13 protein-coding genes and 1 tRNA gene are annotated in these 13182 nt (G+C 72.3%); 5 read left to right on the top strand and 9 right to left on the bottom strand.

Annotation, left to right across the window (positions count from 1 at the left end):
* Positions 1-43: 43 nt before the first annotated feature.
* From NGK70_RS05505 to NGK70_RS05495, 3 genes are all read right to left on the bottom strand, one after another.
* A complete protein-coding gene (locus tag NGK70_RS05505; RefSeq protein ID WP_251972276.1) occupies positions 44-313 on the bottom strand; it encodes a tripartite tricarboxylate transporter substrate-binding protein in 270 nt (89 codons plus the stop codon).
* Complete coding sequence (locus NGK70_RS05500; RefSeq protein ID WP_251972275.1) at positions 276-524, bottom strand: hypothetical protein; 249 nt, start codon at positions 522-524, stop codon at positions 276-278. Before NGK70_RS05500 ends, NGK70_RS05505 begins: the two co-directional genes overlap by 38 nt.
* 123 nt (positions 525-647) lie before the next feature.
* Complete coding sequence (locus tag NGK70_RS05495) at positions 648-803, bottom strand: LuxR C-terminal-related transcriptional regulator (RefSeq protein ID WP_428985576.1); 156 nt, start codon at positions 801-803, stop codon at positions 648-650.
* A gap of 15 nt (positions 804-818) precedes the next feature.
* Here NGK70_RS05495 and NGK70_RS05490 point away from each other — a divergent pair, with 15 nt between their 5' ends.
* Complete coding sequence (locus NGK70_RS05490; RefSeq protein ID WP_251972274.1) at positions 819-1181, top strand: DUF3237 family protein; 363 nt, start codon at positions 819-821, stop codon at positions 1179-1181.
* A 3-nt stretch (positions 1182-1184) separates the two neighbouring features.
* Here the strand turns inward: NGK70_RS05490 and NGK70_RS05485 are convergent, their stop codons facing one another.
* From NGK70_RS05485 to hrcA, 3 genes are all read right to left on the bottom strand, one after another.
* A complete protein-coding gene (locus tag NGK70_RS05485; RefSeq protein ID WP_251972273.1) occupies positions 1185-2864 on the bottom strand; it encodes a methyl-accepting chemotaxis protein in 1680 nt (559 codons plus the stop codon).
* Between the two features lie 218 nt (positions 2865-3082).
* Positions 3083-3160 (bottom strand) — tRNA-Ile (locus tag NGK70_RS05480).
* 41 nt (positions 3161-3201) lie between these two features.
* Positions 3202-4233: a heat-inducible transcriptional repressor HrcA gene (gene hrcA / locus NGK70_RS05475; RefSeq protein WP_251972272.1), complete on the bottom strand. Its 1032-nt coding sequence runs from the start codon at positions 4231-4233 to the stop codon at positions 3202-3204.
* Positions 4234-4373: 140 nt separating this feature from the next.
* On the opposite strand from hrcA, the gene NGK70_RS05470 reads away from it, so the two are divergent.
* From NGK70_RS05470 to NGK70_RS05455, 4 genes are read left to right on the top strand one after another with little or no spacing between them, the layout of a single operon-like run.
* Positions 4374-5264: an NAD kinase gene (locus NGK70_RS05470; RefSeq protein ID WP_251972271.1), complete on the top strand. Its 891-nt coding sequence runs from the start codon at positions 4374-4376 to the stop codon at positions 5262-5264.
* Positions 5264-7042, top strand: a complete 1779-nt coding sequence (recN, locus tag NGK70_RS05465) for a DNA repair protein RecN (protein WP_251972270.1) — start codon at positions 5264-5266, stop codon at positions 7040-7042. Before NGK70_RS05470 ends, recN begins: the two co-directional genes overlap by 1 nt.
* Positions 7039-7992, top strand: coding sequence for an RNase adapter RapZ (gene rapZ, locus NGK70_RS05460; protein ID WP_428985604.1), 954 nt, complete (start codon positions 7039-7041; stop codon positions 7990-7992). The genes recN and rapZ overlap by 4 nt, the downstream gene beginning before the upstream one ends.
* A gap of 12 nt (positions 7993-8004) precedes the next feature.
* Positions 8005-8673, top strand: coding sequence for an LON peptidase substrate-binding domain-containing protein (locus NGK70_RS05455; protein WP_251972268.1), 669 nt, complete (start codon positions 8005-8007; stop codon positions 8671-8673).
* A 39-nt stretch (positions 8674-8712) separates the two neighbouring features.
* Here the strand turns inward: NGK70_RS05455 and mutY are convergent, their stop codons facing one another.
* The 3 genes from mutY to mutM form a co-directional block, all read right to left on the bottom strand.
* Positions 8713-9798 carry an A/G-specific adenine glycosylase gene (gene mutY / locus NGK70_RS05450; protein WP_251972267.1) on the bottom strand — a complete coding sequence of 362 codons (1086 nt, stop codon included), beginning with the start codon at positions 9796-9798 and terminating at the stop codon, positions 8713-8715.
* Positions 9799-9853: 55 nt separating this feature from the next.
* Positions 9854-12103, bottom strand: coding sequence for a dynamin family protein (locus NGK70_RS05445; protein WP_251972266.1), 2250 nt, complete (start codon positions 12101-12103; stop codon positions 9854-9856).
* Between the two features lie 177 nt (positions 12104-12280).
* Positions 12281-13150, bottom strand: a complete 870-nt coding sequence (mutM, locus tag NGK70_RS05440) for a bifunctional DNA-formamidopyrimidine glycosylase/DNA-(apurinic or apyrimidinic site) lyase (RefSeq protein ID WP_251972265.1) — start codon at positions 13148-13150, stop codon at positions 12281-12283.
* Between the last annotated feature and the right edge of the window lie 32 nt (positions 13151-13182).

Raw genomic sequence — 13182 nt, 5'->3', positions numbered from 1 at the left:
TGTGCCGAGTTCCGCGCCGAGCGCAGTGGAGCGTCGAACCGCCTCAGTCGGCCTTGAAGCCCGAGGCCTTGACGATGCCGGCCCAGCGGGCGGCTTCGGCCTTGAGCATGCGCTCGGTGTCGGCGCGCGAGCTGGCGATCACATTGAAGCCGGCCTCCTGCAGCTTCTGGCGCACGTCCGGGCTTTGCAGGGCGGCCACCACCTGGCGGTTGAGCAGGTCCACCACCGGACCGGGCGTGCCGGTGGGCACCAGCACGGCGAACCAGGAGGCAAAGTCAGCCTTCGGGTGGCCGGCCTCGGTGAAGGTGGGCACCTCCGGCAGCACCGCCAGGCGTTGCGCCGCCGTGGTGGCGCGCCACCAAGTCGGGCCCGCTGCCGGGCGGGAAGCCCACCACCAGCTTGACCTGGTGGTCCGGGAAGGTCTGGGCCACGCCGGGCAGCGGCGCGCACAGGACGGCAGCGACGGCGAAGGCGGCCAGGGCAGAGCGGCGGGTGGGTTGGCGGGTTGGGTGGCGGTGGATCATCGGGCAGTCTCCTCACATGGTTGCGGGCAGTGTGCCGGGCGCGGGGCCGGCGCCCTGTCATCCCAGAGGAGGACAGCCCCGCTCAGAGCCCACCGCAGCCCCTCACCGTCCCGCCCCGGCCCGTCACTGCCGCGGCAGGAAGGCCGCGAACAGCCCGCTCTTGAAGTGCATGCCCAGGCGCTCGAAGGCGCGCGCCCGGTAGGTTTTGACCGTGGCCTGCGACAACCCCAGGTCGTCTGCGAGGTTGGCGACCTCGTCACCCTCTGCCCCGCCAAGCATGGCGAGCGCCGCTACGTGCCGCTGGCCGGCGGCACGGTGCGCGGCCCCGAGCTGAACGGCACGCTGGTCGAAGGCGGCGTGGACTGGCAGATCCTGCGCGCCGACGGCGTGCTGGAGATCGCCGCGCACTACGTGATCCGGGCCGACGACGGCGGCCTGATCGAGGTGCAGAGCGACGGCCTGCGCCACGGCCCCGCGGAGGTGATGGCCCGGCTGGCACGCGGCGAGGCGGTGGCGCGCGACGAGTACTTTTTCCGCACCGTCGTGCGCTTCACCACCGGCGCCCCGGCCTGGCTGCACCTGAACCGGGTGCTCGCGCTCGCCGTGGGCCAGCGCGAGGCGCGCTGCGTGAAGCTGGACTTCTACCGCATCACCTGATGCTCAGCCGGCCGGCAGCCGGAAGCGGCTGACCTCGCCTGCGAGCTGCAGCGCCTGGTCCTTCATCGAGGCCGAGGCCGCCGCGGTCTGGTGCACCAGCGCGGCGTTCTGCTGCGTCACGCGGTCCAGCTCCTGCACCGCCTGGCCGATCTGCGCGATGCCGGCACTCTGCTCACGCGCGCCGGTGGCGATCTCGTCGAGCAGCTGGTCCACACGCTGGGAGGAATCGACGATCTCGCCGATCGCCGAGCCGGCCTTGCGCACCACCGCGGTACCGGTCTCGACCTGGTCGACGCTGGTGCCGATCAGGGCCTTGATCTCGCGCGCGGCCTGGGCGCTGCGGCCCGCCAGGTTGCGCACCTCGCCGGCCACCACCGCAAAGCCGCGGCCCTGCTCGCCGGCTCGGGCCGCCTCGACGGCCGCGTTCAGCGCCAGCAGGTTGGTCTGGAAGGCCAGGCCGTCGATGGTGGCGATGATCTCGCCGATGCGCGCCGAGGAGCCGCGGATGCCCTCCATCGTCTGCACCACGTCGTTCATCACCCGGCTGCCATCGTCGGCACAGCGAGCGTTGTGGCGCGCCACGCCGGCGGCCTCCTGGGTGTGCTCGGCGGTGTTGCGCACCGTGGCGGCGATCTGCTCCATCGACGCCGCGGATTCCTCCAGGTTGGCCGCAGCCTGCTCGGTGCGGGCCGAAAGGTCGTTCATGCCGGTGGCGATCTCGCTGCTGGAGTGCAGGATCTCATCGCTGGAGTGGCGCACGTGCAGCACCATCTGGCGCAGCGCCTCCTGCATGCGGCGCAGCTCCTGCATCAGCTGGGCGGGCTCGTCGCGACCCCAGGGGGAGGGGGACGTGGTGAGGTCGCCATCGGTCATCGCGCGCAGGTGGCGGCGGGTTTCCTTGAGGCCGCCGTCCATCACGCGGTAGAAGCTCAGAAACAGGTAGCCGGCCATCAAAAGCGACAGCGCCAGGATGGCCAGCGCCACCACCAGACGCTGCGCTGCCTCGGCGCGCAGGTCATCGGCATAGACACCGGAGCCGACCACCCAGCCCCAGGGTGCAAAGCCCTTCACGTACGACACCTTGTCCACCGGCTCGCTGCGCCCGGGCTTGGGCCACTGGTAGCGCACGGTGCCCTCGCCGCGCTCGCGCACGGTGGCGACGAAGAGGTCGAACAGCGCCACGCCGTTCGGGTCGCGCACGCCGCCCACCGCCTGGCCGTTCATCTCCGGCTTGGTCGGGTGCATGACCATGCGCGGCTGCATGTCGTTGATCCAGAAGTACTCGCTCCCGGCGTAGCGCAGCTGCCCCACCGCCTGCCGGGCGATCAGCTGGGCCTGCTCGCGCGACCACAGCCCCGCCGCCTCCTGCGCCTGCGCCCAGGCCAGCACGCCGTGCGCGATCTCGACATGCGCCCGGGTGGCGGCCATGCGGCTCTCCAGGGCCTCGTCGCTCTCGCGCTTGAGCTGGAGGGCCACCAGCAACAGCAGCGGAAGCACCACCGCCGTGGAGATGATCAGCGCCTTGGCCGTGAAGTTCAGCCGCCGGAACAGCCGCACCCCAGGGGCCCAGATGCCGTGGTAAGCGAAGAAACCCTCGTCGCGGCGGGCCGGCTCGCCGGCATCGGCAGACGGCATGTCGCCCCGGGACGACCAGGCAGGGCCGGGCGTGGCGGTATTGGACATGGGGCGGGATCCTTTCTGCTCGTTCGAGGCGCGCCGACACAGTGGCACGCAGGGTCGCAGATCCTCGCCCGGACGGGCAGCCCCCACTCGGTCGAAAACCGGGCATCCGGCCTGCCGATTCTTGAGATTTCTCAATCTCTGGATCCAACCGCCACCGAATGGAGGCCCCAGAAAAAAAGGACCTGCCACGCCACACGCGACAGGTCCTGCAGGGAGTTTGGTAGGCCGCCCGTGAGTCGAACACGGCACCAACAGATTATGAGTCTGCTGCTCTAACCATCATGAGCTAGCGGCCCGGAACCCGGAATTGTAGGTGGCGAACGACGCGCCCTGCCCCTCACTTCTGGCTCAGCGCGTTGCCCACCAGGCGTGCGGTGATGTCCACGATCTGGATCATGCGGTCGTAGGGCATGCGGGTGGGGCCGATCACGCCGAGGGTACCGACCAGGCGGCCGTTGACCTCGTAGGGGGAGGACACGACCGACAGCTCCTCGATGGGCACCACGCCGCTCTCGCCGCCGATGTAGATGCGCACGCCGTCGGCGCGGCTCGAGCCGTCGAGCAGGCGCAGGACCTGGGCCTTCTGCTCGAAGAGGTCGAACATCTTGCGCAGCGAACCCAGGTCGGCGCCAAAGTCCTGCACCTGCAGCAGGTTTCGTTCGCCCGAGATGACGACCTGATCGGCCTCCTCGCTGACCGCCTCGCTGCCGGCCTGCACCGCCGCCTGCATCAGCACGGCGATCTCGGCGCGCAGCGCGTCGACCTCGCCCTTCAGCCGCTCGCGGATCTCCTCGATGCCCAGGCCGGCGCAGTTCGCGTTGAGGTAGTTGGTGGCCTCCAGCAGCTGCGTCTGGCTGTAGTCCTGGGCGGTGAAGAGCACGCGGTTCTGCACGTCGCCATCGGCCGAGACGAGGATGAGCAGCACGCGGCGCTCGCCCAGGCGCAGGAACTCCATGTGGCGGAACACGCCCGGCTTGCGCGGCACGGTGACCACGCCGACGAACTGCGACAGGCTGGACAGCAGGTGCGCGGCGTTGGCGATGACGCGGCGCGGCTGGTCGGGCAGCAGGGGCTCGACGTGGGGCGCGCCGCCGGCCTCGTCGGCCCCGGCGCCCGCGAGCGAGCGCACCGTGAGCATGCTGTCGACGAAGAGGCGGTAGCCACGCGCGGTGGGCACGCGCCCGGCAGAAGTGTGCGGGCTGGCGATGAGGCCCAGCTCCTCCAGGTCGGCCATCACGTTGCGGATGGTCGCGGGGGAGAGATCGAGCCCGGGCGCCTTCGACAGGGTGCGCGAGCCCACGGGCTGGCCGTCGGCGATGTAGCGCTCGACCAGGGTCTTGAGCAGGAGCTTGGCGCGGTCGTCCAGCATGGCAGCCGATTCTAGGCGGCACCGGCTGGCGGGCGGCCGCCCATCCAGGCGGGGAGGGCCAGCCACGACGCAACGCCACGGCAGCGCTGCCCGGCACGGGCGGCATCGGGTCGTCATGGCCCTGTGGTGTAATTTCCCGCATGACCAACCGCTTCCGTCATGCCGCGCTCGTGGGCAAGTTCCAGGCCCGCGGCATGCGCCCGCTGCTGGAGGACATCGCCCATCTGCTCACCCGCCTGGGCCTGGATGTGTCGGTGGAGACGACGACGGCGCAGAACACCGGCCTCACCGGCTACCCGGCGCTGTCCACCGAGGAGCTGGGGCGCCATTGCGACGTGGCGGTGGTGGTGGGCGGCGACGGCACGATGCTGGGCATCGCCCGCGACCTGGCGCGCTACGGCCTGCCGATGGTGGGCGTGAACCAGGGCCGGCTGGGCTTCATCACCGACATCCCGGTGGCACGCGTGGCGCAGGCGCTGAAGGCGATGTTCGCCGGCGACTACGAGGAAGAGCACCGCGCCATGCTCGAAGGCCGGGTGCTGCGCGACGGCGAGGCGATCTACGAAGCCGTGGCGATGAACGATGTGGTGCTGCGCAGCGCCGCCACCGCGATGGTGGAGCTGCGCGTGGAGGTGGACGGCCAGTTCGTGGCCAACTTCCGCGCCGACGGCCTGATCCTGGCCTCGCCCACGGGCTCGACCGCCTACGCGCTGTCGGCCGGCGGGCCGATCCTGCACCCCGGCGTGGCGGGCTGGCTGCTGGTGCCGATCGCGCCGCACATGCTGTCGAACCGGCCGATCGTGCTGCCGGACTCGGGCGAGGTGGCCATCGAGATCGTGGCCGGCCGGGAGGTCAGCGCGAACTTCGACATGCAATCGCTCGCCAGCCTCGTGCACGGCGACCGCATCTGCGTGCGCCGCTCGGCCCACCGGGTGCGCTTCCTGCATCCGCGCGGCTGGAACTACTACGCGACGCTGCGCCGCAAGCTGCACTGGAACGAGGGCGCACTGCCCGGCGACGGAGGACTGTGATGCTCAAGCGCCTGGCGCTGCGCGACTTCGTGATCGTCACCTCGCTGGAGGTGGAGTTTGCCGGCGCGAGCCGGGGCGGATTTGCCGTGCTGACTGGCGAGACCGGGGCCGGCAAGTCGATCCTGGTCGACGCGCTGCAGCTCGCCCTGGGCGGGCGCGGCGACGCCGGCGTGGTGCGTGAAGGCACCGCCCGCGCCGAGATCAGCGCCGAGTTCGAGCCGGTGGCCCCAGCGCTGCTCCAGTGGCTGGACGAGGCGGGCTTCGGCATCGAGGAGCCGCTGCTGCTGCGCCGCACCGTGGATGCGCAGGGCAAGAGCCGCGCCTGGATCAACGGCAGCAGCGCCACGGTGGCACAGCTCAAGGAGCTGGGCGAGGCGCTGGTGGACATCCACGGCCAGCACGCCTGGCAGAGCCTGACCCGCCCGGCCTCGGTGCGCGCCCTGCTCGATGGCTATGCCGGCATCGACACCGCAGCGCTCGGCAGCGCCTGGGCGGCGTGGCGCCACGCCCTGGCCGCCCTGGAAACCGCCCGCAGCCGCAGCGAGGAACGCGAGCGCGAGCGCGAGCGCCTGACCTGGCAGATCGGCGAGCTGGACAAGCTCGCCCCCGCTGCCGACGAGTGGGCCGAGCTCAATGGCGAGCACCAGCGGCTCGCGCATGCCCAGGCGATCCTGGACGCGGTTCAGCTGGCGCTCGACGCCACCAGCGAGGCCGAGGACAGCGCCAGCGCACTGACGGCGCGCGCGGTCGAGGCGCTGAGCGGCGTGGCCGACTACGACGCCACGCTTGGCAGCGCGCTGGAGGTGCTGCGCGATGCGCAGGCACAGCTCGATGACGCCGCCCACAGCCTGCACGCCGCGCTGCGCCACACCGAGCTGGAGCCCGAGCGGCTGGCCGAGCTGGATGCGCGGCTGTCCGCCTGGCTCGGGCTGGCGCGGCGCTTCCGGCTCCAACCCGAGGAGCTGCCCGCCACGCTCGCCGCCTGGCGTGAGGAGTTGCAGGCCGTGGAAGCCGCCTCGGACCTGGAGGGTCTGCAGCGCCAGGCCGAGGCGGCCCGGCAGCGCTTCCTCGCCGAGGCTGGCACGGTCAGCGCCGCACGGCGGCAGGCAGCGCCGGTATGGAGCGAGGCGGTGACCGCCGCGATGCAGCAGCTCGGCATGGCGGGCGGGCGCTTCGCCATCGCGCTGGAGCCGCTGGCCGAGCCGCAGGCGCACGGGCTGGAGTCGGTCGAGTTCCTGGTGGCCGGCCACGCCGGCAGCACGCCGCGCCCACTGGGCAAGGTGGCCTCGGGCGGCGAGCTGTCACGCCTCGCCCTGGCGATTGCCGTGACCGGCTGCGAGCGCCGCAGCGCGCAGGGCAGCAGCGCCGCGACGCTGATCTTCGACGAGGTGGACTCCGGCATCGGCGGCGCGGTGGCCGACACCGTCGGCCGCCTGATGCGCCGCCTGGGCCGCGAGCGCCAGGTGCTGGCGGTGACCCACCTGGCGCAGGTGGCGGCCTGTGCGGACCAGCACTTCGTCGTCGCCAAGGAACCGGGTGCGGACGGCCGCACCGCCAGCCGCATCACGGCGGTGGCCGGCGAGGAGCGCGTCGCGGAGGTGGCGCGCATGCTCGGCGGTACCGCCCGCTCGGGCAGTGGCCTGCTGCACGCCCGGGAGATGCTGGCTTCGGTGGACAATGAAGGCCCGTCGGCCACCGCCAACACGGCCAACACCGACTTGCAGCCGACGCCGGCCCGCGAGGCACCCCTCGCACCGGCCACGCGCCACCGCCGCTGACCCCCATGAGTGACGCCCCGCCGACCGCATCCAGCCACGCCAGCACCGGCGACCCGACCCCAGGCAGCTCCCAGCCCCCGGTGGTGCTGATCTCGGGCATCTCGGGATCGGGCAAGTCGGTGGCGCTCAATGCCCTGGAAGACGCCGGCTACTTCTGCGTCGACAACCTGCCCACCGAGTTGCTGCGCGACTTCATCCGCCTGCAGCGCGAGCAGGGCACGCGGCTGATCGCAGTGGCGGCCGACGTGCGCAGCGCCAGCTCGCTGCCCAAGCTGCTGCCGCTGCTCGACGAGCTGCGCCGCGAGGGCACACCGGTGCTGTCGCTCTTCCTTGACTCGCGCACCGAGACGCTGGTGCGGCGTTTTTCCGAGACGCGGCGGCGCCATCCCCTGTCCCTGACGCAGGACGACAGCGGCACGCACTCGCGCGCCGCGCTGATCGAGTCGATCGAGCGCGAGCGTGAGCTGCTCGTCGCCCTGCGCGAGGTCAGCACGGTGATCGACACCAGCGACCTGCGCCCGGCCCAGCTGCGTGCCTGGGTACGCCAGCTCGGCGGGGCAGCGCACAGCCAGCTGGCGCTGGTGTTCGAGTCCTTTGCCTTCAAGCATGGCGTGCCGCGCGACGCCGACCTCGTCTTCGACCTGCGCGTGCTGCCCAACCCGCACTATGTGCGCGAACTGCGGGCGCTGACCGGGCGTGACCCGGGCGTGATCGACTTCCTGAAGGCCCAGCCCGAGGTGGGCGAGATGCTGGCGCAGATCGAGACCTTCCTCGACCGCTGGCTGCCCGCCTACGAGCAGGACCAGCGCAGCTACCTCACGGTGGCGCTGGGCTGCACCGGCGGCCAGCACCGCTCCGTCTACAGCGTCGAACAACTCGCGGCACGTTACCGCGCCCGCATGCCCACGCTGATCCGCCACCGCGAGCTGGAAGCCCGCGACGAACGCTGAGAACCCCCCGCCATGCCCACCCCGCCCGTGCCGTCCGGCTCTGACATCCTGGTGGGCACGCTTGCGGGCGAGTGGACCGAGCGGCCGCTCTTCCCGCTCGGCACGGTGCTGTTCCCTGACGGGCTGCTGCCGCTGAAGGTCTTCGAGACCCGCTACCTGGACCTGATCGCAGACTGCCTGCGCGAGGGCACGCCCTTCGGCGTGGTCACGCTCACGCGCGGCGGCGAGGTGCGCCTGGACGGCGAGGCGGTGGCCTTTGCCGACGTGGGCTGCCTGGCCGAGCTGCTCAGCTGCGACAGCGAGCAGGCCGGCATCCTGCAGGTGCGCTGCCGCGGCTTGCAACGTTTCGAGCTGAGATCACCCCGCCAGCGAACCGACGGCCTGTGGGTGGCCGACACCCGCCCGCTTCCGGCCGACGAGCCGGCGGCGCCCGGCGAGGAGCACCTGGGCTGCGTGGCGGCGCTGGGCCGGGCGATCGGCGCCCTGGGCGCCCAGGGCCAGGCCCCCTTCCTCGAACCCCATCGGCTCGACGACGCCGGCTGGGTCGCCAACCGGTGGTGCGAGCTGCTGCCCATCCCGCTGCCCACCCGCCACAAGCTGATGGCCCTGCCCGATGCGAAGGCCCGGCTGGCGCTGGTGGATGGTTTCCTGCGTCGGCACGGCATCGTCAAGCCAAGTTGACGGCGGAACTCGGCGGCAGATCGACCGCCGGTCAGTCGCTCAGCCGGGCGGCAGCCGCTTGCGCAGGGGCGCCGGCAGGCCCAGGTCGGCCAGCGTCGCGGCGGGCCACCAGCGCCCTGGCCCGAGCAGCGCCTCAAGCCGCTCGGCGGGCAGCGGCTGCGGCAGCACCAGACGGCGCGGGTGCAGCGTCCAGTCAACGTGGGTGAGCACGTGCAGGAAGCCGTCGAGCACCTCGATGTCGGCCGCCGCTCCACTGGTGCCGGCTGCGGTCGACGCAGCCAGGACGGCCTCGGCCGCAGCCAGGCAGGCGGCCTCGTCATCGAACATCGGCCAGGCCCACAGCCCTGACCAGATGCCCGGCGCCGGGCGCTGCTGCAGCCACACCGCCCCGGACACATCGGCCAGCCAGAGGCACCAGCTGGCGCGCACGTGGCGGCGCAGCTTGCGCGTGCGCACCGGGTAGGCCTGCGGGCTGCCTTCGGCGTGGCCGATGCAGGCCTGCTGCCAGGGGCAGGCGTCACAGCGCGGCTCGCGCACGGCGCAGACGGTGGCCCCGAGGTCCATCAGCCCCTGCGTGTAGGCCGGCATGTCGGCCGCCTGGCTGGGCAGCAGCCCCTGGGCCAGCGCCCAGAGCGCACGCTCGTGCCGGAGCACCGCCAGGTCCTCGCCGTAGCCGAGCAGGCGGGTCAGTACGCGCTTGACGTTGCCGTCCAGGATCGAGGTGCGCTCGCCGAAGCAGAACGAGGCGATTGCCGCGGCCGTAGACGGCCCGATGCCCGGCAACTCGGCCAGCTGGGCTGCGCTGCGCGGGAACTGGCCGCCGTGCTCGGCCACCACCTGTTGCGCGCAGCGGTGCAGGTGGCGCGCCCGGCTGTAGTAGCCCAGCCCGGCCCACAGGCCGAGCACCTCGTCGCCGTGCGCTGCCGCCAGCGCGGCCACATCGGGAAAGCGCGCCAGGAAGCGGGCGTAGTAGCCCAGCACGGTCGTGACCTGGGTCTGCTGCAGCATGATCTCCGACAACCAGACCCGGTAGGGATCACGCTCCCCTTGCCAGGGCAGGTCGTGGCGGCCATGCACGCGCTGCCAGGCCACCAGGGCGCTGGCGGCGTCGAACTGCGCCGCCATCAGCCGTGCCCGCGGGGCCGGTTCAGGCCCACGCGCTTCCGCAGACGCACCGGCATCAGGCCCGCACAGCCAGCGGATCCAGCCCGGCGGCGCCCAGCGGCGTGGTGGCCTCGAAGGAACCCGTGGGCCCGGCCGGCTGCAGCACCGGCAGGGGTTCCAGCACGGGCAGCGGCTCCAGCAACGGCAGCGGGTGCAGCATCGGCGCCCGTGGCACCGGTGCCGGCTCGGCCGCGCGCGGGGCGGGGATCGTCGTCAGCGGCATGAAGGCCGAGGCGGCCGAGCCGTCCGTCACAGTGTCGAACTCGCGCTGCGTCGCGGCGCGGCGCGCGTCCTCGAACAGCTGGTTCAAGTGCACCTCGATGGTGGCCAGCCGGGCGTCCTGCGCCTCCAGCTCGCTCAGGCGCAGCTCCAGCTCGGAGGCGGCGCTCTGGATGCGCTCCAGCGAATCGCGCCGGCGCTTGAAGGCCTTGCGGCGCTCGCGCAGCTGGGCGTCGACCTGGGCGGAGGCGGTGCGGTTCCACAGCTCGATCTCGCTGGCCGCGCCCTCGAAGACCACGCGCAGGCGGGAGATCAGCATGCGGCGGAACTGGTCCAGGAAGCGCGGCTGCGCCAGCCGCATCGCCTGGCTCAGGCCGAGGTACTGCACGTAGCTGCGCTCGATCAGCGCCAGGTCGTCGCGGAAGCGCGAGAGCTCGGGCATCGACGAGGCCACCAGGCTGAAGCCGAACTCGGTATTGAGGCGGCTGAAGTAGGCGCCCAGCATGTCGCGCACGTCCTGGCTGCGCTTCTGGGCATCGTCCAGCATCTGCCGCAGCGACGCGAACAGCTGCGTGTAGGAGCGCTTGGCACCGAGCTTGAGCAGCGAGTCGCGGATCGAGCCGATCATGCCGTCGACCTCGGTGCGCAGCCGCTCGCCGGCCAGCTGGGCCAGCAGCTCCTTGAGCATGCGCCCGTGCACCGCGCGCAGGGCCGAGAGCTGGGTGGTGCAGGCCTCGAATTCATTGGTTTCGGCGGTGACGCGCTGCAGCATCAGCCGGACCTTGCCGACGTTCTTGCCGCGCAGGTCGCGCAACTCCAGCAGCTGCTCGGCCAGGTGACGGCGCAGGTCGGTGAGGTTGCGCACCGTCTGCTGCTGCACGACGGCGAGCGCCTCCAGCGTGAGCTGCTCGAACACCGCACGCCGCTGCGGCAGCAGCTGCTGCGCCAGCGCCTGCTCCAGCGCCAGCAGGCGGCTGTCCACCAGCAGGCGCGGGTTGCCTTCGACGCGGGCCTCCAGCGCCTGGCGTGCCGAGATCGGGAACACGCGCGCCTGCGGGATCTGCAGCGTCTTGGCCACCTGGGCGCACTGGCTGGCGATCTGCGCCTCGCTGTGCTCGACGGTGGACAGCGGGTCGTAGAGCGCGTCGATCTTGTTGAGCACCACGTAGCGCGTCAGCACCTGCGAGGCGAGGTGGTCGCGCCAGATTTCCAGGTCCGAGCGGGTCACGCCGGTATCCGCGCCGAGCACGAAGACCACCACGTGCGCGCTGGGCAGCAGGCCCACCGTCAGCTCGGGCTCGGCGCCGATGGCGTTGAGGCCCGGGGTGTCCAGCACCACCAGCCCGCGCTTGAGCAGCGGGTGCGGCGCATTGATCAGCGCATGGCGCCAGCGCGGCACCTCGACCTGGCCGTCGGCGCTCATCGGCGGGTTGTCGGCCGGCTGGTCGTCGTTCCAGAAGCCCAGTGCGCGAGCCTCGTCCACGCTGGTCAGGCGGGTGTCCATCACCGCCGTCAGCGCCTGCGCAAAGGCCTCGGGGTCGTTCACATCCACCGGCTTGCGCACCCAGGCCGTGCGCTTGTGGCGCAGCTCGGCCAGCGAAGCGCCGTCCAGCCGCGTCTCGATGGGCAGCAGCGCCAGCCCGGGCGGGTCCTCGGCGTCCCAGCCCAGCTCGACCGGGCACATCGTGGTGCGCCCCGGCGAGGCCGGCATGATGCGCCGCTTGTTGTCGGCGAAGAAGATCGCGTTGATCAGCTCGGACTTGCCGCGCGAGAACTCGGCCACGAAGGCCACCACCAGCTTCTCGCCGGCCAGGCGCTGGCGCAGCGAGTCGAGCAGGTCGCTGGCCGCCTCGTCGAGCAGGCTCTGCTCACGCAGGTAGCGCACCAGGTCGCGCACACGTTCTTCCAGCGCGCCGCGCCAGATGCCCAGGGCATCCAGGCTGCGCACGAAGGGCTCGTGCACGGCCGCCGGATCCGTCGAGCCGGCCGCGCTGGCGGCCGCGGTGATGGCGAGGGGGCTGGGAGCAGGCTGGTAGGACTCGTTCATCGTAGGGCTGCATCCGGCGTGGGGCCGGACCATGGTTCATGGTAGCTCAGCCCCCCGCATCCGCGGTGGGCCCCTGCCCCCGCAGTCCGGCAGGTGCGCACGCTTGCCGGTACTGCCAATGCCCCGATTCGCACCGGATTTGCGCGCTGTCGCAGATCCGCGCCGCCGCGGGCGGGCTCAACGATGCTGGCAGCCGGGGCAAAAGTAGCTGGCGCGCTGCCCCTGGACGATGCGCTGCACCGTGCCGCCGCAGCGTCGGCAGGGCTGCCCTGCCCGGCCATAGACCTGCGCCTGGGTCTGGAAGGCGCCGCCGTGCCCGTGCGCGTCGTGGAAGTCGCGCAGCGTCGAGCCCCCCAGGGTCACCGCGCGCTGCAGCACCTCGCGGATCGCCTGCGCCAGCCGGCGGCAGCGCAGCAGGCTGACCCGCCCGGCGGCGGTGCGCGGGTCGATGCCTGCTGCGAACAGCGCCTCTGAACAGTAGATGTTGCCCACGCCCACCACCACGTCGCCAGCCAGCAGCGCGTGCTTGACCGCCACGCGGCGCCCCTGCAGCCCCGCGTGCAGCCGCTCGGCGGTGAAGCCCGGCTCCAGGGGCTCGACGCCCAGGCCCGCCAGCAGCCGCGCCGCCGGATCAAGGTCCCGCCCCGGCGACCACACCACCGCACCGAAGCGGCGCGGGTCGTGCAGGCGCAGGGTGCCCCGGTCGGTGAGCCAGTCGACATGGTCGTGCGGCCCGGCGGGCGGCAGCTCAGCGTCCAAGCGCAGCGCCCCGGACATGCCGAGGTGGATCAGCAGCCCCGGTGTCTCGGCCGGCTCGCCCCCCTCGACAGCCTCCTCGCGGCTCGCGTCGCCCGCTGTCCCGAGCGGCATCCAGAGGTACTTGCCGCGCCGCTGCAGCCGGCCGATGCGGGCACCAGCCAGCGCCAGGGGCGCCACGCCCAACGGCCAGCGCAATGGCTTGCCCAGACGCAGGCCCAGCAGTCGGGCGCCCTCCAGGCGGTCGACCAGGCTCAGGCGGGTGACTTCAACTTCCGGCAACTCGGGCATGGAACGATTATGGGATGGGGCGCCCCGCCGCA

The organism is Sphaerotilus microaerophilus, from assembly GCF_023734135.1.
Taxonomy (GTDB): Bacteria; Pseudomonadota; Gammaproteobacteria; order Burkholderiales; family Burkholderiaceae_C; genus Sphaerotilus; species Sphaerotilus microaerophilus.
This window is presented reverse-complemented; position numbering and strand designations above follow the sequence as displayed.